16 protein-coding genes and 1 riboswitch are annotated in these 20,293 nt (G+C 71.5%); of the genes, 11 read left to right on the forward strand and 5 right to left on the reverse strand.

Annotated elements, in window-relative coordinates; genetic code table 11:
• Nucleotide 1: 1 nt before the first annotated feature.
• The 7 genes from NYF13_RS08570 (at nucleotide 2) to NYF13_RS08600 (ending at nucleotide 7,083) form a co-directional block, all read left to right on the forward strand.
• Nucleotides 2-463 (forward strand): DUF3180 domain-containing protein, encoded by a 462-nt coding sequence (locus NYF13_RS08570; RefSeq protein ID WP_315655464.1) that lies wholly within the window; start codon nucleotides 2-4, stop codon nucleotides 461-463.
• Between the two features lie 69 nt (nucleotides 464-532).
• Entirely contained in the window at nucleotides 533-2,413 is a 1,881-nt protein-coding gene (locus NYF13_RS08575) for a DUF6779 domain-containing protein (protein WP_315655466.1), read from the forward strand.
• Between the two features lie 198 nt (nucleotides 2,414-2,611).
• Entirely contained in the window at nucleotides 2,612-3,733 is a 1,122-nt protein-coding gene (locus NYF13_RS08580) for a PrsW family intramembrane metalloprotease (RefSeq protein ID WP_396287258.1), read from the forward strand.
• 217 nt (nucleotides 3,734-3,950) lie between these two features.
• Complete coding sequence (locus NYF13_RS08585; protein WP_315655469.1) at nucleotides 3,951-4,853, forward strand: DUF2520 domain-containing protein; 903 nt, start codon at nucleotides 3,951-3,953, stop codon at nucleotides 4,851-4,853.
• Nucleotides 4,850-5,758, forward strand: a complete 909-nt coding sequence (panC, locus tag NYF13_RS08590; RefSeq protein WP_315655470.1) for a pantoate--beta-alanine ligase — start codon at nucleotides 4,850-4,852, stop codon at nucleotides 5,756-5,758. Before NYF13_RS08585 ends, panC begins: the two co-directional genes overlap by 4 nt.
• 13 nt (nucleotides 5,759-5,771) lie before the next feature.
• The gene (gene panD, locus NYF13_RS08595) at nucleotides 5,772-6,266 is read left to right on the forward strand and encodes an aspartate 1-decarboxylase (protein WP_315655472.1); all 495 of its coding nucleotides are present in this window, start codon (nucleotides 5,772-5,774) and stop codon (nucleotides 6,264-6,266) included.
• A gap of 43 nt (nucleotides 6,267-6,309) precedes the next feature.
• Nucleotides 6,310-7,083, forward strand: a complete 774-nt coding sequence (locus tag NYF13_RS08600; protein WP_315655473.1) for a type III pantothenate kinase — start codon at nucleotides 6,310-6,312, stop codon at nucleotides 7,081-7,083.
• Nucleotides 7,084-7,109: 26 nt separating this feature from the next.
• Here NYF13_RS08600 and NYF13_RS08605 read toward each other — a convergent pair whose 3' ends face one another.
• Together NYF13_RS08605 and NYF13_RS08610 are read right to left on the reverse strand one after the other, a co-directional pair.
• On the reverse strand, nucleotides 7,110-7,424 hold the full coding sequence (locus tag NYF13_RS08605) for an SMR family transporter (protein WP_315655474.1): 315 nt from the start codon (nucleotides 7,422-7,424) through the stop codon (nucleotides 7,110-7,112).
• Nucleotides 7,425-7,455: 31 nt separating this feature from the next.
• Nucleotides 7,456-7,517: riboswitch (guanidine-III (ykkC-III) riboswitch) on the reverse strand.
• A gap of 29 nt (nucleotides 7,518-7,546) precedes the next feature.
• Nucleotides 7,547-8,314: a class I SAM-dependent methyltransferase gene (locus NYF13_RS08610; RefSeq protein WP_315655475.1), complete on the reverse strand. Its 768-nt coding sequence runs from the start codon at nucleotides 8,312-8,314 to the stop codon at nucleotides 7,547-7,549.
• A gap of 93 nt (nucleotides 8,315-8,407) precedes the next feature.
• On the opposite strand from NYF13_RS08610, the gene lysS reads away from it, so the two are divergent.
• Nucleotides 8,408-9,916, forward strand: a complete 1,509-nt coding sequence (gene lysS, locus NYF13_RS08615) for a lysine--tRNA ligase (RefSeq protein ID WP_315655476.1) — start codon at nucleotides 8,408-8,410, stop codon at nucleotides 9,914-9,916.
• 146 nt (nucleotides 9,917-10,062) lie between these two features.
• Entirely contained in the window at nucleotides 10,063-10,416 is a 354-nt protein-coding gene (locus NYF13_RS08620; RefSeq protein ID WP_315655477.1) for an Lsr2 family protein, read from the forward strand.
• 419 nt (nucleotides 10,417-10,835) lie between these two features.
• Here NYF13_RS08620 and NYF13_RS08625 read toward each other — a convergent pair whose 3' ends face one another.
• Nucleotides 10,836-11,660 carry a (2Fe-2S)-binding protein gene (locus NYF13_RS08625; protein WP_315655478.1) on the reverse strand — a complete coding sequence of 275 codons (825 nt, stop codon included), beginning with the start codon at nucleotides 11,658-11,660 and terminating at the stop codon, nucleotides 10,836-10,838.
• A gap of 368 nt (nucleotides 11,661-12,028) precedes the next feature.
• Here NYF13_RS08625 and NYF13_RS08630 point away from each other — a divergent pair, with 368 nt between their 5' ends.
• On the forward strand, nucleotides 12,029-14,587 hold the full coding sequence (locus NYF13_RS08630; RefSeq protein WP_315655479.1) for an ATP-dependent Clp protease ATP-binding subunit: 2,559 nt from the start codon (nucleotides 12,029-12,031) through the stop codon (nucleotides 14,585-14,587).
• A 151-nt stretch (nucleotides 14,588-14,738) separates the two neighbouring features.
• Here the strand turns inward: NYF13_RS08630 and pcp are convergent, their stop codons facing one another.
• Nucleotides 14,739-15,368, reverse strand: coding sequence for a pyroglutamyl-peptidase I (gene pcp / locus NYF13_RS08635; RefSeq protein ID WP_315655481.1), 630 nt, complete (start codon nucleotides 15,366-15,368; stop codon nucleotides 14,739-14,741).
• A gap of 68 nt (nucleotides 15,369-15,436) precedes the next feature.
• Complete coding sequence (locus NYF13_RS08640) at nucleotides 15,437-16,879, reverse strand: M1 family metallopeptidase (RefSeq protein WP_315655483.1); 1,443 nt, start codon at nucleotides 16,877-16,879, stop codon at nucleotides 15,437-15,439.
• 164 nt (nucleotides 16,880-17,043) lie between these two features.
• Here NYF13_RS08640 and NYF13_RS08645 point away from each other — a divergent pair, with 164 nt between their 5' ends.
• On the forward strand, nucleotides 17,044-20,220 hold the full coding sequence (locus tag NYF13_RS08645; protein ID WP_315655485.1) for a BTAD domain-containing putative transcriptional regulator: 3,177 nt from the start codon (nucleotides 17,044-17,046) through the stop codon (nucleotides 20,218-20,220).
• Nucleotides 20,221-20,293: the final 73 nt, after the last annotated feature.

Here is a 20,293-nt window from a genome sequence, read left to right on the forward strand (position 1 = left end):
CATGCACTTCACCCGGCCCCGCGAGCTGGCGGTGGCCGCGGTACTCGGCCTCGTTCTGACCTACGTGGTGTTCCAGCTCGTCTACGGCGATCTGCCGCCGCTGCCGTTGCTGGCCGGGGTGACGTTCGCGGTACTCGCGGTGATCGAAGCGATCCTGGCTTACTCGATCCGGTCGAGGATCCGGGCCGGGCGAGTGGTCGGCGCGATCCGGATCGCGCGATCGGTCGCGCTCGCCAAAGCTTCCTCGTTGGCCGGGGCCTTCATGACCGGGGCTTGGGTGGCCGCCTTCGCCTACGTTTTTCCGCGACGTGACGAACTCGTCGCGGCCGGCTCGGACAGCCGTTCCGCGGTGGCCGGGGCGGTGTCGTCCGCGCTGCTGGTAGCTGCGGGTTTGTGGTTGGAGCACTGCTGCCGGACCCCGCCGGGCAGTGATCGGGACCGCGGCCGCGGAGCGACCGGTTAACGAGCCGAACCGGCCGCTCGAAGTACCGACTGGGTCTCGTTCGGGTCACCAGACGGTACGGTGTCAGGCATGACCGGCGTGGGTGACGACTCGCCCGGCCGCCTTCTGGGGCGGCCGTGGCTCGTCGTCGGATTCCTCCTCGCCATCGGAGCCACTCTCGCACTGGTGCTCAGCGACGACCTCCGGTTCCTCCGGCTCGGCATCGTCGCCGCCCTCTGGGCCGCCCTGATCGGCGCCTTCCTGGCCGTGAGGTATCGCAAGCACGCGGCACACAGCGAGGACACGGTCGCCGAGGCGCAGGCGGTGTACGAGTTGGAACTGGAACGCGAGATCGCGGCTCGGCGGGAGTACGAGCTGGAGATCGAAGCCGAGACGAGGGAGGCCGCTCAGGCGCATTCGCGCGAGGAGCTGGAAGCTCTGCGCGCCGAGGTGTCGGCCCTGCGGGAGAGCCTGCAGTCGCTGTTCGGCGGCGGCGAGGTGCTGCTCGAACGGGTCGCGCTGACCGCGCAGGCCACGCGCATGCGCTCACTGGGCGACGACCAGCGGCTGGTCGCGGCCGCTCCGGAGACCAAGAACGGCTCGCAGGCCAAGAACGGCAACGGCAAGAAGCCGGCCCAGCTGATGGCGCCGAAGAAGGTCGAGGTCAACGAGCGGCCGACCGAGATGATGGACCGCGTGCTGGAGCCTTCCGTGGCCGAGCGGCGGCGCAAGCCGTCGAACGGCGTGGTGCCGCACGGCCCCGGTCCCGGCGGTCCGCCGGGGCCGAACGGCAAGCCGCCGTCCACCGTCACCACCCAGCGCACGCAGCAGCTTTCGCGGCCGAAGCCGGTGAACCGGCCGCAGCCGGAGCCGCAGGAGTCGCCCGCCGCCCGCGCGGTGAAGGCCGCCGAGCTGCGGGCCGAGGCTTCACGGCGGGACGCTCCCGAACCACACTCGCGCCGCGAGGTCCCGGAACCCCAGCCGACCCGCACTGTCGCGCCGGTCGCGAAGCCCGAGCCCGCACCCGCCGAGGTGACGCGGCACGCGTCACGCCCGCAGCCGCGTCCGGAGGACCGGCCCGCCGACGAGCCCCGGTCCGCGATGCGGCCGGCCTACCGGCCGGAGCCGGACCCTCGTCGCGCCGAGGTGCCGCAATCGGAGGTGACCCGGGCCGAGCCGCGCACCGGGGCGTCACCGTCGGCCCCGCGCCGGAGCGACGCCCTGGCGGACTCGCGCCGGACCGAGCCCTCCGCCGCCCGCGCCGAAACGCCCCGGTCGGAACCGTTGCAGGTTCCGCCGGTCGCGGTCGAGGCCACGACCACCTGGAAGCCGGCCTGGGACGGCGGGCGCAAGCCGGCCGAGACGTTCCAGCCGCGGGACGACTTCGCCGAGCGGCAGCGCCCACCGGCCAAGGAGAACCCGCCGAAGCCGCGTGAGGCGTCGAACTCGCGCACGGACCTGCCGTCGCTCGACGCGCCGGCGCACGTGCCGGACTCGGGCCCGCGCCAGCCTTCGCGGCTGGAGCAGTTCTCCCGCCAGGACCTGTCGCCGCTGTCGGCCGAGCCGGCCCCGGCGTCGCCGGCACGCCACGGCGCGCACCACTCGCCGGCCGAGGAGCCCCCCGAGCCCCCGGTGAACCCGACGCTCCCGGAGGCGGTCCGCAGCAGTGTCTCCGCGCCCCAGCCCGGCGGCCGGCGCCGCCGGGCCGAGGACGAGCCTGCTCCCGAGCCCACCGGTGGCGGACGGCGCCGCCGCGCGGACGGGGAGCCCCCGTCCTGGCAGGGAGTGGCTTCGGGTAGCCACCGGGAGGCCGAGCCGGTCGAGGAGGCCGAGCCCGCCCGCGGCCGTCGCTCCGCCGAGGACGCGCCGTCGAGCGGCTCGCACACCGCCGGGCGCTCCGTGACGGAGCTGCTGGCCGCCAACGGGGCCGACGCCCCGAGCCCGCGTCGCCGCCGCCGGGCCGAGGACTGAGCCGCCTCGAAGCCGTCGCCTACACCGGGCGAGGTGGGCCGCCTCACCTCGGCCCGCCTCGCCCGGTGGGTTTTTCTCGGCCGGACCAGGCGATTCCGACCGCCGGGTGACCAGACAAGACAGCCCCGGCCCACCCCCGTAGGGTGACTGCCCGTGAGCGGATCCCCCTCCAGCGCGCCGGGTGCTGCCCGGAACCGGCTGCCCCGCCGGGTCACCGTCCTGCTGCCGGTGCTCGGGCTGCTCGTGGTGGCCCTGTGCGGGCTGTTCCTGTTCGGACTGGCGACCGCCCGGGTCGGCTGGCTCGCGGTGGCCATCGGGGTCGTCGCGGCGCTCGTGCCGGTCGGTGTGGTCGTCACCGGGTTCCTGTGGGTGGACCGGTGGGAGCCGGAGCCCGCGAAGCTGCTCCTGCTCGCCTTCGCCTGGGGCGCGTGCATCGCGACGATCACCGCGCTGCTCATCAACAGCGGCGCCGAAGCCGTGGGCGACCTGCTGCTCGGCAGCGGGGCCGGCAGCAAGGTCAGCGCGCTGGTCTCCGCGCCGCTGGTCGAGGAAGCCGCGAAAGGCGCCTTCGTCCTGTTCATCTTCTGGCGCCGCAGCCACGAGTTCGACGGGGTGGTCGACGGCATCGTGTACGCGGGCTTCAGCGCCGCCGGCTTCGCGTTCACCGAAAACATCTACTACTTCGGCCGCGCGTTCGCGGACTACGGCTTCGGCAACGGCGCCAACGCCGGTGTCCTGGCCGCCTTCTTCCTGCGCGGGGTGCTTTCGCCGTTCACCCACCCGCTGTTCGGCGTGATGACGGGCATCGGGTTCGGCGTGGCGGCGCGGAACACGCAGAAGGCGGTCCGGATCTTCGCCCCGCTCGGCGGTTACGTCGTCGCCGTGGGCCTGCACGCGCTGTGGAACAGCTCGGCCGTGCTCGGCGGTTCCAAGGCGTTCCTGACCGTGTACTTCCTGATCATGGTCCCGCTGTTCATCGGGGTGTCCTACGTGATCGTGCTGCAACGGCGGCGGGAGCAGCGGATCGTCGCCGCCGCGCTGCCGAAGATGGCCGCGGCGAGGTGGATCTCGCCCTCGGAGGTCGAACTGCTGGGCAGCCTGTCCGGACGGCGGGCGTGGCGCCGTCAGGCCCGCCAGGAGTCCGGCAAGGCCGCGGCGAAGGCCGTGAGCCAGTACCAGTCGAGCGTCACCGAGCTGGCCTTCCTGCGGCGGCAGCGGCTCCGGACCGACGCCGACCGGCAGCGCCAGGAGGAGCTGCTGCACACGTTGAAGACCGCGCGCGCCGAAGCCGTCCGGCTGGCCACGGACGGAAGTTCGTGATGAAGGCCATCACGGAGCCGGGTGAAGCTGGTCACCTTCAACTCGGTCCACCGGCCGGATCGGGGCTACTCTCGCGCCGTCGTCCGGTACCCGAGCCCGCGAGCGGGACTGGAACGAGCCAAGGGAGTCGAACGAGCCATGAGCGTCCACCGGCGAACGCCGTGACCAGCCCGATCGGTGCGGTGCGCCCCGCCCCGGACCGCTGCGAAGTGGCCTGGTGAACCGGCCCGCGAGGCTCGCCGTGGGCGTGGTGTCGACCGGCCGGGTCGGCAGCGTGCTCGGGGCCGCGCTGGCCCGCGCGGGCCACACCGTGGTCGCCGCTTCGGGGCTGTCCGCGGCGTCGGTCGCCCGGGCCGAGCGCCTGCTCCCCGGGGTTCCGCTGCTGCCGCCCGACGAGGTCGTCCGGCGCGCGGACCTGGTGCTGCTGGCGCTGCCCGACGACGCGCTCGCGGGCATGCTGCGCGGCCTGGTGGCCACGGAGTCGCTGCGGGCCGGGCAGATCGTCGTGCACACCTCCGGCGCCCACGGCGTGGACGTGCTCGCGCCCGCCGCCGAGGTCGGCGCGCTGCCGCTGGCCCTGCACCCGGTGCTCACGTTCACCGGCCGCGCCGAGGACCTCGAGCGGCTGGCCACCGCCAGCATCGGCGTCACCGCGGCCCCCGAGGACGAGGCGGCGTGGAACGTCGGCGAGGCGCTCGCGGTCGAGATGGGCGCCGAACCGGTGCGGATCCCCGAGCCGGCCCGCGCGCTCTACCACGCGGCGCTGGCCCACGGGGCGAACCACCTGATGACGCTGGTCGCGGACTGCACGCAACTGCTGCGCCAGGCCGGGATCGGGCCGGCGGAACGACTCGTCGCCCCCCTGCTCTCGGCCGCCCTGGACAATGTCCTCCGGCACGGCGACCGCGCCCTCACCGGTCCGGTCGCGCGGGGCGACCTCGGCACCGTCCGCCGGCACCTGGCGGTGCTGACGGAGGCTTCGCCGGAGATCGCCCCGGCCTACCGGGCCCTGGCCCGGCGCACGGCGGAGCGATCCCGGTCCGCCGGGACCCTCGACCCGGCGGCCGCCGCCGAGCTCACCGAACTTCTCGACGACCCCGCCGAAGGACAGACCCCGTGACCACACCGAAGTTCCAGCGCGGCACGCTGAACACGTTCCAGCCGCCCGAGCACGTCAGCCAGGTCAGCCACGCGCTGCACGCGGTCGGGCGCAAGGTCGCGCTCGTGCCGACCATGGGCGCCCTGCACGACGGCCACCGCGAGTTGCTGCGCCGCGCGAAGCGGCTGCCGAACATGGTCGTGGCGGCGTCGATCTTCGTGAACCCGCTGCAGTTCGGCGAGGGCGAGGACTTCGAGGCCTACCCGCGTCCGCTGGAGGCCGACCTCGCCACGCTCGCCGAAGCCGGCGTCGAGCTGGCCTTCACCCCCAAGGCCTCGGACCTCTACGCCGAGGGCGCGGCCGTGACCGTGCACCCCGGCCCGCTCGGCGACGAGCTGGAGGGCGCCGTGCGGCCCGGGCACTTCGCGGGTGTGCTGACCGTCGTGGCGAAGCTGTTCAACCTGGTGCGCCCGGACTACGCGTTCTTCGGGGAGAAGGACTACCAGCAGCTCGTGCTGATCAAGCGGATGGTGAAGGACCTGAACCTCGGCACCCACGTGATCGGGGTGCCGACGGTGCGCGAGCGCGACGGGCTCGCGCTCTCGTCCCGCAACGTCTACCTGACGCCGGAGCAGCGGGAGGACGCCGTGGTGCTGTCCGCGGCGCTGTCCGCGGGGGCGCACGTCGGGCGCGACGGGGCGGATGCGGTTTTGGACGTGGCCCGCCGGACTTTGGCCGCGCGTCCCCAGGTGGTGGTGGACTACCTGGAATTGAGGGGAACCGATCTCGGGCCGGCGCCCGTCGACGGTGAGGCACGGCTGCTGATCGCCGCCCGGGTGGGGAGCACCCGGCTGATCGACAACGTGGGACTGCTGCTCGGAGCCGCGGTTGAGCATCCGAGCGTGGAGCTGGACGCAGGGGAATGAGGGAGAGTCCACGATGTACCGCACGATGCTGAAGTCGAAGATCCACCGGGCCACGGTGACCCAGGCGGACCTGCACTACGTGGGGTCGGTGACCGTCGACGAGGACCTGATGGAGGCGGCCGACCTGCTGCCGGGCGAGCAGGTGTCCATTGTGGACGTCACCAACGGGGCCCGGCTCGAGACCTACGTGATCAGGGGTGAGCGGGGCAGTGGCGTGCTCGGCATCAACGGCGCCGCCGCGCACCTGGTGCACCCGGGCGACCTCGTCATCCTGATCGCCTACGGGCAGATGGACGACGCCGAGGCCCGGGCGTACGAGCCGCGGGTGGTCTTCGTGTCCGAGGACAACCGCGTGGTCGAGCGCGGCGCGGACCCGGCGCACGTGCCGGAGGGCTCGGGCCTGTTGTCCGGCACCGTCCTGCTGAGCGACGAGGACGTCATTGCGTTCCCGGTGGCCGAGACGGCCGACGCGCGCCGCCTCGACGCGCTCCTGCACGCCGAAAGCTGAACCAACCCACCGCCGCCGGCGGGCCGGCAGTGAAGGAAACCGCGTGCTGCTCACCGTCGACGTCGGCAACACCAACATCGTGCTCGGCCTGTACCGGGGGCAGACGCTGATCGGCGACTGGCGCATGCGCACCGACGCTCGCATCACCGCCGACGAGCTCGCGCTCACCGTGCGCGGCCTGCTCGGTTCGCACGCCGACGAGGTCACCGGCATCAGCGCGCTGTCCACGGTCCCGGCCGTGCTGCGCGAGCTGCGGGTGATGCTGGACCGCTACTACCCGCGGCTGCCGAAGATCGTGATCGAGCCGGGCGTGCGCACGGGCGTGCCCCTGCTGGTCGACAACCCCCGGGAGGTCGGCGCCGACCGGCTGGTGAACACCCTCGCCGCCCACCACCTGCACCCCACGGCCTGCGTGGTGGTCGACTTCGGCACGTCCACCAACGTCGACGCGGTCTCCGCCAAGGGCGAGTTCCTCGGCGGCGCGTTCGCGCCCGGCATCGAGATCTCGGTGGACGCGCTGGCCGCGCGCGCCGCGGCGCTGCGCAAGGTGGAGCTGGTGGCGCCGCGATCGGTGATCGGCAAGAACACCGTGGAGTGCCTCCAGTCCGGCATCCTCTACGGGTTCGCGGGCCAGGTCGACGGTCTGGTCCGGCGGATCGTGCGCGAGCTGGAGCCCGGCGGCGCCGCGCCGGTCGCGGTGATCGCGACCGGCGGACTGGCGCCGCTGGTGCTCGGCGAGTCGGAGACGATCACCGAGCACGTGCCGGACCTGACCCTGATGGGCCTGCGGCTGGTGTACGAGCGCAACGTGCGCTGAACGGCGCCCGGGTGGGCCCCGCCGCCCTAGTGGAGCACCTTCAGCCCGACCACCCCGGCGACGATCAGCACCAGGCAGAAGATCCGGCCGAACGAGGCTGGGTCGTGCTGGGCCACGATGCCGTAGACGGCGGTGCCCACCGCGCCGATCCCGACCCACACCGCGTAACCGGTGCCGAGCGGGATGGTGCGCAGGGCGTAGGCGAGCCCGCTCATGCTGAGCAGCAGGGCGACCACGAAGGTGATGATCGGGATCGGGCGGGTGAAACCCTTCGCCGCGCCGAGGGCGGCGGCCCAGACGGTTTCGAGGACACCGGAGACGACGAGTACGAGCCAGGACATGATCGGAGCCTTTCGCAGTGACTTCCAGGGCACTGCGTCGTCTTGTCCTGACCGGGTACGACGCTCTCGTCCGGGACGCTTCGGCGTCGCTTCCGACGGTAGCACCGCCCGGTCGCCGGCGGTCAGATCCGCCGGGCGCGGAACGCGGTGGTCAGCAGCGGCAGGTCGAACTCGCCGTGCGCGGTGGCCGGGTTCGAGAGCAGGTACCCGCGCGCCGCGGTGAGGATCCGTTCGCGCTCGACCGGCTCGGCCACCAGCAGGTGGGAGTGGGTGGCGATGGTGGCCACCATCGAGTCGACGGTCCGCCGTTGCGCGTGGTGGAACCGGTTCTCCTCGAACGGCGTGAACCCCGGGGGCGTGTCCAGCGTCCGCTCGCCGCTGGCCCAGCCCCGGCTCACCCCCGTGCGCGCGAGGGCGCCGAACCCGTCGACCCAGGGCACGCTGACGTCGTCGTGGTTCCACAGCGGCAGCACGACCCCGCCGGGCCGCAGCACCCGCGCGATCTCGGCGAAGGCCGGTCCCAGGTCGAACCAGTGCAGGGCCTGGCCGATGAACACCGCGTCCACCGACGCGTCCGGCAGCGGGATCTCCTCGGCCCGGCCCAGCCGCGCGGTGACCCCGGGCAGCAGCCGGGACAGCTCGGCCAGCATCCCCGGGTCCGGCTCCACCGCGGTCACCGAAAGGCCGAGGCCGACCAGCCCCTGGGTGAGCTTGCCCGTGCCCGCCGCCAGGTCGAGGGCGTCCTTCGGTTCGTGGGCGACGCCTTCGAGGGCCCATTCCAGCGCGGCGCGCGGGTAGTCGGGCCGGTGCTCGGCGTAGGCGGCCGCCTCTTCGCCGAACGACGAGGCTCGCCGGGCGTGCAGTTCCGGGTCGTGCGTGGGTTCGGTCACGAGCGGCCAGCCTAATACTCGAAAGACCACGCTCGCGGGGCGAAGGGTAATCCGGTTGGCGTAGCCGACCAGCGGCTTCGTACGCTGTGCGCCATGACCGAATTCCCCGCGTCCGACGCGCTGCCCGATGACGACCTGCCCGAACAGATGCGGGTGCGCCGGGACAAGCGCGACCGGATAATCGCGGAGGGTGTCGACCCTTACCCCGTAGCGGTTCCCCGCACCCACTCGCTGGTCGAGGTCAGGGCCGCGCATTCGGATCTCCCGGCCGACACCGCCACTGGTCAGACGGTCGGGGTCACCGGCCGGGTGATGTTTCTCCGCAATACGGGCAAACTGTGTTTCGCCACTCTTCGTGAGGGTGAGGGCACGGAACTGCAGGCGATGATCAGCCTGGCGAAGGTCGGCGAGCAGGCGCTCGCCTCGTGGAAGTCCGACGTCGATCTCGGTGACCACGTATTCGTCGAAGGTGAGGTGATCACCTCCAAGCGCGGTGAGCTTTCCGTGATGGCGGACAAGTGGCAGCTCACGTCCAAGGCGCTGCGCCCACTGCCGGTCGCGCACAAGGAGCTGGCCGAGGAAACGCGAATCCGGCAGCGTTATGTCGACCTGATTCTGCGGGACCGGGCCCGCGATGTGGTCCGCACCCGCGCCGGGGTGGTGCGCTCGCTGCGCGAGTCGTTCCACCGGCGTGGATTCACCGAGGTCGAGACCCCGATGCTGCAGACCCTGCACGGCGGCGCCGCGGCCCGGCCTTTCGTGACGCATTCGAATGCCTTCGACCTCGACCTGTACCTGCGGATCGCGCCCGAGCTGTACCTCAAGCGCTGTGTGGTCGGCGGGATCGAGAAGGTTTTCGAGATCAACCGGAACTTCCGGAACGAGGGCAGCGACTCCTCGCACTCGCCCGAGTTCGCGATGCTGGAGTACTACGAGGCCTACGCCACCTACGACACCAATGCGGTGATGACCCGCGAGTTGATCCAGGAGGCGGCCGAGAACGTGCTCGGCACCCAGATCGTCACCCTCGCCGACGGAACCGAGTACGACCTTTCCGGCGAATGGACGACGCTTGGCATGTATGAGTCACTGTCGGCTGCGCTCGGTGAAGAAGTGACTCCGGAGACGCCGGCCGCGGCCCTGCACGAGTTCGCCCGAGCGCGGGGTATCGAGGTCGATCCGAAGCTCGCGCACGGCAAACTCGTGGAGGAACTGTGGGAGCACCTCGTCGGTGACGATCTTCGGGCCCCCACTTTTGTCCGTGATTTTCCGCTCGAGACCTCGCCGCTGACCCGGCAGCACCGCACCCGGCCGGGCGTTGCGGAGAAGTGGGACCTCTACGTCCGCGGATTCGAACTCGCCACCGGTTACTCCGAACTGGTGGACCCGGTGGTGGAACGCCAGCGCTTGACCGAACAGTCCCGGCTGGCGGCCGAGGGTGATAGTGAGGCCATGCGTCTCGACGAGGATTTCCTCCGCGCTCTGGAGTACGGAATGCCCCCGAGCGGCGGTGTCGGAATGGGGGTCGACCGGCTGCTGATGGCGCTGACCGGGCTCGGTATCCGGGAGACCATCCTCTTCCCGCTCGTCCGGCCCGAATAGCCGTCACGCAGAACGGGCGAGGTTTATCTCAATCGAGATTTGCACAGGCCGGGGTGAGCGGGTATTAATACAGGTGTCAAAGACTTCTGTCCCGGGGCTCGCCCCGTACCCAGATCATTCGCGTAAGCCCCCGCAGGAGGAAACAGATGGCACAGAAGGTGCTGGTCTCCCTGGTTGACGACCTCGACGGCAGTGAGGCCGAAGAGACGCTGGAGTTCGGTTTGGACGGCGTGAGCTACCAGATCGACTTGTCCTCGGAAAACGCCGAAGAGTTGCGCGACGCGCTCGCCCAGTACGTCGAGCACGCCCGTCGCGCCGGTGGGCGCAAGCGCGCCGCCCTTCGCCCGGTCGCCGGGGGCAAGTCGGCGGCACGGCCGGCCACGGTCGACCGTGAGCAGAACCAGGCCATTCGCTCCTGGGCCCGCAAGAACGGCTACCAGGTTTCCGATCGCGGACGCATCCCGTCCGAGGTCGTCGAGGCTTACCACCAGAAGAACTGAGGGGTTCTCGCGCTTCGAAGCGGCCGCCGGGTTATCCCCGGCGGCCGTTTTGCTGTCCGCTTTCTGTCCGGCTCCGACGGGGAAACCACGGGTGAAGTGTGGTTGATCGCGATAGCGCGCCGGACGGGTGAGTGCGGCTTAATCGGCACCGAACGTGTCGGCGATCACTCGGGCCCGTCTCGTTCAGGCGGTATACCCGGATCGCCCACTTCGGTAACGCAGCCGAGACATCCGAGCCGTTCGAGGCGTTCGAGCCGTCCGGGAACGGCCGCGATTGTTTCCACCGCTTCGGCGACCGAGTGCGGGCTGCGCACTCGGTACGCGCTTTGCGATCAGCAACTTGTCGTTTGCAGTGACCATTTCCCCGTCGCCGGACGATTTTCGCGCGGATTCCGCCCCCGCGCTCCGGCCGGACCGGATCAGCGGGCGCAGGTCCGCGGGCACTCCCCGCACTCGGACTCGCCGGGCAGCAGGTAGGAGAAGCAGCAGCTCTCCCGGCGCCGGGCCCACTCGCGGTGCCCGTCCGGGCCGTCGGTCAGCCGCAGGGTAGAGGCCGAGGTCAGCGGCCGGTGGCGCTCGTCGAGGACCAGGGCCGCGTCGGCGACGCCCGCGCCCTCGGCGTCGGGGGTGCCACCCTGGCGGCCCGCCCACCAGAGTGAATTGTCGAGCGCGTCGGTGGCCGCGGCCCACAGCATCCGGCGGCCCAGCCGGCTGCCGGGCGCGTACGCGCGGACGAACTCGGCCGCGTGGGCCACGTACTGGGCTCGCAGCACGGCGGCCAGCGCGCGCTCGTCCCGCACCACCGTGGCCTCCGGGCGGGCCGAGCCGGGGTCGGTGGGCAGGCAGTAGAAGGCCTCGCCCAGCACCGCCATGCCCTCCGGGTGGGGCCGGTCCTCGCCCAGGCCGAAGGCCAGGCGCTCCGGTTTCAGCGAGGGCACCCGCCGCTCGTGGTGCAGCAGCAGCGAGCCGACGTACGCGGGCACGTGCAGGTACCAGGACATGACGTAGCTCGCGGTCGTCCGCGCCGGGGCCGAGCCGTGCTCCGCGGTCAGCCACGAAGCCAGCAGCTCACGCCACTCCTGGAACAGCCCGGGCCGGGCCAGCAGGTCGGCGCACCGGAACCAGCCGGCCGGCACGTCCCTCCGCAGCTCCCCGCGCTCCTGCAGTGCCCCGACCCGCAGCAACGAGGAGGTGAGGTCGTCGCCGATCTCCCGCGCGTCGCGGAAGGACCGCTGCTGGTTCACCGCGGCCCTCCTGTTCCGCCGGGATCGTTAGGTCTGCCTAACCTTACATGCGGCGCGAGGCTACGCCAATCGAGTGGCCAGTCGGTGGAACTCGCAGCTCCCCGTCGTGTTCGCGGTGAGCGGACAGGGTGGTCCGGGTGGAATCCTGGTGGCCGTCCGCACGTTCTGCTTGACGTAAAGGTGCAGGGCAACCGGATGATGAGGGGTGACCGGACGGGTCACCGGCCGGGTGCGAAAGGGCCACCGAGAGCAGTAGTGGTACGTCAGCGCGACCGCGCGGCTACTACAGTGGTCTGCACGGTGCTGTCCGTCGTGGGTGCGTTCCACGAAGGAAACGGGCCGCCGACGCAGCAGTCGAGGGAGTGCGCATGTTTGAGAGGTTCACCGACCGCGCGAGGCGGGTGGTCGTCCTGGCCCAAGAAGAGGCCAGGATGCTCAACCACAACTACATCGGCACCGAGCACATCCTCCTGGGTCTGATCCACGAGGGTGAGGGTGTCGCCGCCAAGGCGCTCGAGTCGCTGGGCATTGCCCTCGAGGGGGTGCGCCAGCAGGTCGAGGAGATCATCGGCCAGGGCCAGCAGGCGCCGAGCGGGCATATCCCGTTCACGCCGCGGGCGAAGAAGGTGCTGGAGCTGTCGCTGCGCGAAGCGCTGCAGCTCGGCCACAACTACATCGGCACGGAGCACATCCTGCTCGGCCTGATCCGCGAGGGCGAGGGCGTTGCCGCGCAGGTGCTGGTCAAGCTCGGCGCGGACCTCAACCGGGTGCGCCAGCAGGTGCTGCAGCTCCTGTCGGGCTACCAGACCGAGGGCAAGTCGACCGAGTCCGGCACCGGCCGCGGCGAGGGCACGCCGTCCTCCTCGCTGGTGCTCGACCAGTTCGGCCGCAACATGACCGTGCTGGCCCGCGAGGGCAAGCTCGACCCGGTCATCGGGCGCGGCAAGGAGATCGAGCGGGTCATGCAGGTGCTGTCCCGCCGGACCAAGAACAACCCGGTGCTGATCGGCGAGCCCGGCGTCGGCAAGACCGCCGTGGTCGAGGGGCTGGCCCAGTCCATCGTCAAGGGCGAGGTCCCGGAGACGCTCAAGGACAAGCAGCTCTACACGCTGGACCTGGGCTCACTGGTCGCCGGCTCCCGCTACCGCGGTGACTTCGAAGAGCGCCTGAAGAAGGTGCTCAAGGAGATCAAGACCCGCGGCGACATCATCCTGTTCATCGACGAGCTGCACACGCTCGTCGGTGCCGGCGCGGCCGAAGGCGCGATCGACGCGGCCTCGATCCTGAAGCCGATGCTGGCCCGGGGCGAGCTGCAGACGATCGGCGCCACCACGCTCGAGGAGTACCGCAAGTACATCGAGAAGGACGCCGCGCTGGAGCGCCGGTTCCAGCCGATCCAGGTCGGCGAGCCGTCGCTGGAGCACACGATCGAGATCCTGAAGGGCCTGCGCGACCGGTACGAGGCGCACCACCGCGTCTCGATCACCGACTCCGCGCTGGTCGCGGCGGCCACCCTGGCCGACCGGTACATCAACGACCGGTTCCTGCCGGACAAGGCGATCGACCTGATCGACGAGGCCGGCGCCCGGATGCGGATCCGCCGCATGACCGCCCCGCCGGACCTGCGTGAGTTCGACGAGAAGATCGCCGACGTCCGCCGGGACAAGGAGTCGGCGATAGACGCACAGGACTTCGAGCGCGCGGCCCGCCTGCGGGACGAGGAGAAGACGCTCCTCGGGCAGAAGGGCGAGCGGGAGAAGCAGTGGAAGGACGGCGACCTCGACGTCGTCGCCGAGGTCGACGACGAGCAGATCGCGGAGGTGCTGGCCAACTGGACCGGCATCCCGGTGTTCAAGCTGACCGAGGAGGAGACCACCCGGCTGCTGCGCATGGAGGAGGAGCTCCACAAGCGCATCATCGGCCAGGAGGACGCGGTCAAGGCCGTGTCGCAGGCCATCCGCCGCACCCGCGCCGGGCTGAAGGACCCGAAGCGGCCGTCCGGCTCGTTCATCTTCGCCGGTCCCTCGGGTGTCGGTAAGACGGAGCTGTCGAAGGCGCTCGCGGCGTTCCTGTTCGGCGAGGACGACGCGCTGATCCAGATCGACATGGGCGAGTTCCACGACCGGTACACCGCGTCGCGGCTCTTCGGTGCCCCTCCCGGCTACGTCGGGTACGAAGAGGGCGGGCAGCTCACCGAGAAGGTGCGGCGCAAGCCGTTCTCGGTGGTGCTGTTCGACGAGATCGAGAAGGCGCACCAGGAGATCTACAACACCCTCCTGCAGGTGCTGGAAGACGGCCGCCTCACCGACGGCCAGGGCCGCACGGTGGACTTCAAGAACACGGTGTTGATCTTCACCTCGAACCTGGGTACTTCGGACATCTCCAAGTCCGTGAGCCTCGGCTTCTCCTCCGGAGCGGATGTGACCAACCGCTACGAGAAGATGAAGCAGAAGGTCAACGAGGAGATGAAGAAGCATTTCCGGCCGGAGTTCCTGAACCGGATCGACGACATCATCGTGTTCCACCAGCTCACCCAGGACCAGATCATCCAGATGGTCGACCTGATGATCGGGCGGGTGGAGAAGCAGCTCAAGGCCAAGGACATGGACATCGAGCTGACCGGCAAGGCGAAGTCCCTGCTGGCCAAGCGCGGGTTCGACCCGGTGCTGGGTGCGCGGCCGCTGCGCCGCACGATCCAGCGCGAGATCGAGGACCAGCTCTCGGAGAAGATCCTCTTCGGCGAGATCGAGGCCGGCCAGATCATCCTGGTCGACGTCGACGGCTGGAGCGGCAACCCCGAGGACCGCGACGACGAAGCGCACTTCACCTTCCGCGGTGAGAAGCGCCCGTCCTCGGTCCCGGACGCGCCGCCGGTCTCCATCGGCGCCGCGAGCCACGACGAGAACGGCGAGACCGAAGCAGACTGACGGTTCGGCTCGGCAGTCCCGGTAGTCCATCAGGAGGGCGGTTCCCCATCGGGGAGCCGCCCTCCCGGCGGTTTCGCGGACCGGGCTCGGCGGGCGCGGTTTCGAAGCTGATCGGTGACGACGGGTACCGGCCGCCGCGCGGCGCTGACCCCTAGTTCAGCGTCCCGGCCGATACGTCCAAGTCCTCGCGCACCGAAAGGACCGTCTCGACCACTGCTTCCAGCGCCGCGGCCGACTTCTCCACCGGCAGGCTCGGCCCGGCGTCGGGTACCTGCTCCGGGGAGGAGGGCACGTGCACGAAACCGCCGCGCAGTTCCGGGAAGTCCGTGGCCAGCAGGTGCATCAGACCGTAGAAGACCTGGTTGCACACGTAGGTCCCGGCGGTGTGCGACACCGAACCGGGCAGGCCGGCCGCGTGGATGGCCGCCACCGCGGCCTTCACCGGCAGTGAGGTGAAGTACGCGGCCGGGCCGTTCGCCACCACGGGCACGTCGACCGGCTGGGCGCCGGCGTTGTCGGGGATGCGCGCGTCGACGAGGTTGATCGCGACCCGTTCCGGGGTCACGTCGGTGCGGCCGCCGGCCTGGCCGACGCAGACGACGACCGCCGGCCGGTACTGTTCGATCGCCGCTCGCAGCGCCGGAAGCGACGCGTCGAACTCACACGGCAGCTCCACCGCCACCACGTCCTCGCGCCGCGCGGCCACCAGCGAGACCGCCTGCCAGGACGGATTGCTCGCCGAACCACCGAAGGGTGCGAACCCCGTCAGCAACACCGTCATGCGTGTACTCCCTCCGAACGCCGTGAAGGCCCCCCACCAGCGTAGGGAGCCTTCACGAACGGGACGGGTCAGGCGGCCGGCTTGAGGTCGCCCGGGTAGAGGTACTGCTCAGCGGGCTTGCCGTTGCCGTAGATCCAGGCGTCGAAGAACCCCTGCAGATCCCGGTGCGAGACCTGCTCCGCGTAGTGCTGGAACTCCTGCATGCTCGCGTTGCCGTTGTGGTGCACGGTGTTCCAGGTCTTGAGCACCCGGTCGAAGGCGGCCTGCCCCATGTACTTGCTCAGCGCGTGCAGCGCCATCGGGCCCTTGGAGTACACGTAGGTGAACTCGTTGCCCGGACCCATGTCGTACAGCTTGCCGTTCCAGAACGAGGTGCTCGCCCGCTTGACCTGGTCGAGGTACTGGGCGTCGAGGTCGACCCCGTTCTTGGCCTCGTCCCACAGCCAGGTGGCGTAGGAGGCGAAGCACTCGTTCAGGCAGACGTCCTTCCAGTGGTCCACGGCCACGGTGTCGCCGTACCACTGGTGCGCGTTCTCGTGGACGATCGTGTCGACGTTGCCCGCGCGGCCGGAGTAGATGGGCCGGCTCAGCGTCTCCAGGGAGAAGCCGATGGGCTCGGCCAGGAAGATGCCGCCCGCGGCGTCCACCGGGTAGCGGCCGAACTTCGACTCCAGGAAGTCGAGGATCTCCGGCAGCCGGGCCTCGGCCTGCTTCGTGCTGTCCGGCGTGCCGGGCGCGAACGCGCTGACGATCGGGGTGCCGTCCTTGCGCTTCTGCCGGTCGAAGGTCCACTTGTCGATGGCGACGGTGGTCATGTACGGCGCCACGGGCGTGGTCTCGACCCACTGGTGGGTGGTGCCGTTCGCCGTCTTGCGCGAGCCGGTCTCACGGCCGTTCGCGATCACGCCCCACTCGTCGGGCACGGTGATGGCGAGGTGGAAGGTGGCCTTGTCCCGCGGGGTGTCGTTGACCGGGTACCAGGTGGTGGCCGACTTCGGCTCACCGGCGGCGAACGCGCCGCCGGACTTGGCGAACTGCCAGCCGTTGGCGCCCAGCGCCGGGTCGTGGATCGAGGCCGGCACGCCGTGGTAGGCGACGACGGCCTGGAACGGCAGTCCGCGCAGCAGCGGGAACGACGGCTTGATCACCAGTTCGTGGTCGCCGGTGCGGCTGAACTGCGCGGTGCGCCCGTTGACCTTCACCGAGTCGACGGTGAGACCGCGCAGGTCGAGGTCGAACGAGCTGAGCGACTGGGTCGCCCGCGCCGAGATGGTCTGGAGGCCGGTGAGCTGGTGGGTGTCCGGCGCGTAATCGACCTTCAGGTTGTAGTCGGCGACGTCGTAACCACCGTTGCCGTCCTGGGGGTAGTAGCTGTCGCCGGCGCCGTCGGACCCGGGGGAGGGCACCCAGCCGCCCGGGCCCGCCGAGGCGATCCCGCTGCTCAGGCTGAGTGCGGCCAGCGTGGCCGTGGCCAGCACAGCCGGGCGGTGCCAACGGTGGTGCGAAGTCATGAACGCTCCTGTCTGCACGTGTGCGTGGAACCGGCTGCAACGTATCGCCCGATGCGCATAAGACCGCCCGATTGACGTGTTTTGTCACAAAAGTCCAAACTTCCGTCGGTTCCGGCCCGGCCGTCCGCGTCCGGCCCCGACCGCGCGTCTGGAAAGCTGGGGGCATGCGTCTGGCGCTGCTGGGACCGCTGCACGCGGCCGGTGAGGACGGCACGCCGATCGACATCGGCGGGGCCCGGCTTCGCATGCTCTTGGCCCGGCTCGCACTGGAGGTCGGCCGGTCCGTCTCCGTCGAGACGCTGATCGACGGACTGTGGGGGGACCAGCCGCCCGCGGACGCCGCGAACGCGCTGCAATCGCTGGTCTCGCGGTTGCGCCGGGCGCTGAGGCCGGGTGGCACCGAACTGGACTCCGGCCCCGGCGGGTACCGGCTGGCGCTCGAACCGGCGGCGGTCGACGTACACCGCTTCGAACGTCTGGCCGCCGAAGGACGGCGTGAGCTGTCCGCGGGCAACGACATCCGCGCGGCCGAGCTGTTGCGCGAAGCCCTTGGCCTGTGGCGCGGTGCCGCGCTGGCCGACGTGCTCGACGCGCCCTTCGCTGCCGCACCTGCGACGCGGCTGGAGGAGCTGCGCGTGGAGGTCGCCGAAGACCGGTTCGAGGCCGAACTCCGGTTGGGCGGGCACGCCGAAGTGCTCGCCGGCCTGGCCGCGGAGGCCGAGGCGCACCCGTTGCGCGAGCGCCTGGCCGGTCTTCGGATCCGGGCCCTGTGCGCGGCCGGTCGGCAGGCCGATGCCCTCGCCGTGTACGCCACGCTGCGGGCGACACTGGTCGAAGAGCTGGGCGTCGACCCTTCGGCCGAGCTGCAGGAGGTGCACCTGCAGGCGTTGCGGGGGGAGCTCGCCCCCGTGGCCCCGGTCCTCGACCGGCTGCCGGTGCGGCTGACCAGCTTCGTCGGCCGCGGGGACGAGCTCAAGCTGCTGGCCGAGCTGCTGGCCGGATCCCGGCTGGTGACGCTGGTCGGGCCGGGCGGCGCGGGCAAGACCCGGCTCGCCACCGAGGTGGCGGCGAGGCATCCGGCGCACGATCGCGGCCGCGTCTGGTTCGTGCCGCTGGCCGGTGTCCGGGACTCGCACGACGTGCTGGGCGCGTTGCTCACCGCGCTGGGGGTCCGTGATCTCCGCAGCGGCGAGGCCGAGGTGCTGCGGCGGCCGGTGGACCTGCTCCAGCACGCGGTGGAGGCGCTGTCCGGCGGGGATTCGCTGCTGGTGCTGGACAACTGCGAGCACGTGGTGGACGTGGCGGCGCGGCTGGCCGACGACCTGCTGCGCCGCGTGCCCGGGCTGCGCGTGCTCGCCACCAGCCGGGAGCCGCTCGCCATCACCGGGGAGGCGCTGTGCCCGCTCGGCCCGCTGCCGGTGCCGGCGGAAGCGGCTTCGCCGGGCGAAGTGGGCGCGCTGGACTCGGCCCGGCTGTTCCTGGGCCGGGCGGCGGCCGCCCGGCCCGACTTCACCCTGAACGAGTCCACAGTGGACTCGGTCACCCAGATCTGCCGCCGGCTCGACGGGATGCCGCTCGCGCTGGAGCTGGCCGCGGCCCGGCTGCGGTCCATGCCGGTGGCGCGGATCGCCGAACGCCTCGACGACCGCTTCCGCCTGCTCACCTCCGGCAGCCGCACCGCCGTGGCGCGCCAGCGGACCCTGCGCGCCGTGGTCGAATGGAGCTGGGACCTGCTCACCGGCGCCGAGGTGGTGCTCGCCCGCCGGCTCGCGGTGTTCGCGGCGACGTTCGACGAGGCCGCGGTGGAGCAGGTCTGCGCCGACGAGGGGCTGGCCGTGGGCGAGATCGGCTACGTGCTGGGCTCGCTGGTCGAGAAATCCATTGTGGACACCATCGACGTCGGGGGCGAGCCGCGGTACCGGATGCTCGAAACGCTGCGGGTCTACGCGTCCGAGCGGCTGGCCGACGCGGGGGAGCGCGAGGCGCTGCGGGCCGCCATGGTGGGTTACTACCTGGCCATGGTCGAGCGGCTCGACCCGATGCTGCGCTCGGCCGCCCAGCTCGAGGCGATCGCGGTCTACGAGCTCGAGAACGACAACCTGACCGGCGCGCTGCGTGGCGCCATCGAAGCCGCCGACGCCGAATCGGCCGGCCGGCTGCTGTTCGGCCTGGTCTGGTACCTCACCATCCTCGGCCAGAGCGAGCGGGCCCGGGGGTTCTCCGACGAGGTGCTGGCCTTCGGCGACCGGCTGCCCGCGGACATTTCGGCGGGTCTGCGGCTGGTCCGGATGATGATGCGGGCGGTGATGGGGCCGGAGCAGCTCAACGGCGCGGCCGAGCTGATCGAGGAGTGCGTGGCGACCCGCGTGACGGAGCGGAGCCCTTGGCTGTGCGTCGCGCTGCCGATGGTGGCCTTCCTCAGCGGCCACCGGGAACTGGCCCGGCGCGAGATCGGGCGGGCGCTGGCCGGGCCGGACGAGTGGGGCCGGGCCGCGGGCCGCTGGGCCGAGAGCTTCCTGCTCAGCGACCTGGGCGAGCTGGCGGAGGCCGAACGGGCCCGCGAGGAGGCGAACGCCGGGTTCAAGCTGGTCGGCGACCGGTGGGGGCTGGCCATGACGCTGAGCTTCCGCGCGAACAGCCTCTCGGAGACCGGTGACCGCGAAGGAGCGATCGCGGCCTACACCGAAGGGCTGCGGCTGGCCCTGGAACTGCGCTCGGACGACGACGCGGTGCAGCAGTGGTGGCGGCTGGCCGTGGAGCGGTCCCGGGCCGGGGACTTCGCCGGGGCCTGGCGTGAGCTCACGGCGGCCGAGCGGTACGCCCAGGGCAACCGCCAGCTGGTGAAGCTCCTGGCCTTCGGCCGGGCGGAGGTGCTGCTGCGCGAGCGGCGGCTGACCGAGGCCCGGGCCGTGGCCCGCGAGATCGAGACGATGACCGGGACCGGGCCGTTCCCCACCGAGTTCGAACAGGAGTGGCTCGGGCTCTACGACGCGTCGATCCACCTGGCCGAGGGCCACCCGAACCGGGCCGAGCCCGGCGCGCTGGCGGCGCTGCGGACGATCGGGCGCCGCTCGGACATGCCGGACCTGGCCCGGGTGGTGGAGCTGTTCGCCGAGATCCGCTTCCAGCAGGGCCGGACCGAGGTCGCCGCCCGGGTGCTCGGCCTGTCGGCGGTGGTCCGCGGCCGGCTCGACCTCGGCAACCCCGACGTGATCGCCCTGATCGCCGGGCTGGAGGCCGCCCTGGGCCCGCGGTACGAAGGGATCCTGGCGGAGACCGGGGCGATGAGCCGGGACGAGGGGATCGCGTGGCTGATGTCCGAAGTGGACGCCGACGCCTGAGCGCCGGGGCCGGTGGACGCGAGAGGGCGGGCGGGCTCCCCGGCACCCCCGTGCCGGAAAGACCGCCCGCCGC

This window comes from Amycolatopsis sp. PS_44_ISF1, assembly GCF_032335455.1.
In the GTDB taxonomy this organism is placed as follows: Bacteria; Actinomycetota; Actinomycetes; order Mycobacteriales; family Pseudonocardiaceae; genus Amycolatopsis.

Excerpts from the sequence above, each read along its gene's own strand:
- NYF13_RS08570 (WP_315655464.1), top strand. The coding sequence starts at position 2 with ATGCACTTCACCCGGCCCCGCGAGCTGGCGGTGGCCGCGGTACTCGGC.
- NYF13_RS08575 (WP_315655466.1), top strand. The coding sequence starts at position 533 with ATGACCGGCGTGGGTGACGACTCGCCCGGCCGCCTTCTGGGGCGGCCG.
- panD (WP_315655472.1), top strand. The coding sequence starts at position 5,772 with ATGTACCGCACGATGCTGAAGTCGAAGATCCACCGGGCCACGGTGACC.
- NYF13_RS08605 (WP_315655474.1), bottom strand. The coding sequence starts at position 7,424 with ATGTCCTGGCTCGTACTCGTCGTCTCCGGTGTCCTCGAAACCGTCTGG.
- lysS (WP_315655476.1), top strand. The coding sequence starts at position 8,408 with ATGACCGAATTCCCCGCGTCCGACGCGCTGCCCGATGACGACCTGCCC.
- NYF13_RS08620 (WP_315655477.1), top strand. The coding sequence starts at position 10,063 with ATGGCACAGAAGGTGCTGGTCTCCCTGGTTGACGACCTCGACGGCAGT.
- NYF13_RS08630 (WP_315655479.1), top strand. The coding sequence starts at position 12,029 with ATGTTTGAGAGGTTCACCGACCGCGCGAGGCGGGTGGTCGTCCTGGCC.
- pcp (WP_315655481.1), bottom strand. The coding sequence starts at position 15,368 with ATGACGGTGTTGCTGACGGGGTTCGCACCCTTCGGTGGTTCGGCGAGC.
- NYF13_RS08640 (WP_315655483.1), bottom strand. The coding sequence starts at position 16,879 with ATGACTTCGCACCACCGTTGGCACCGCCCGGCTGTGCTGGCCACGGCC.
- NYF13_RS08645 (WP_315655485.1), top strand. The coding sequence starts at position 17,044 with ATGCGTCTGGCGCTGCTGGGACCGCTGCACGCGGCCGGTGAGGACGGC.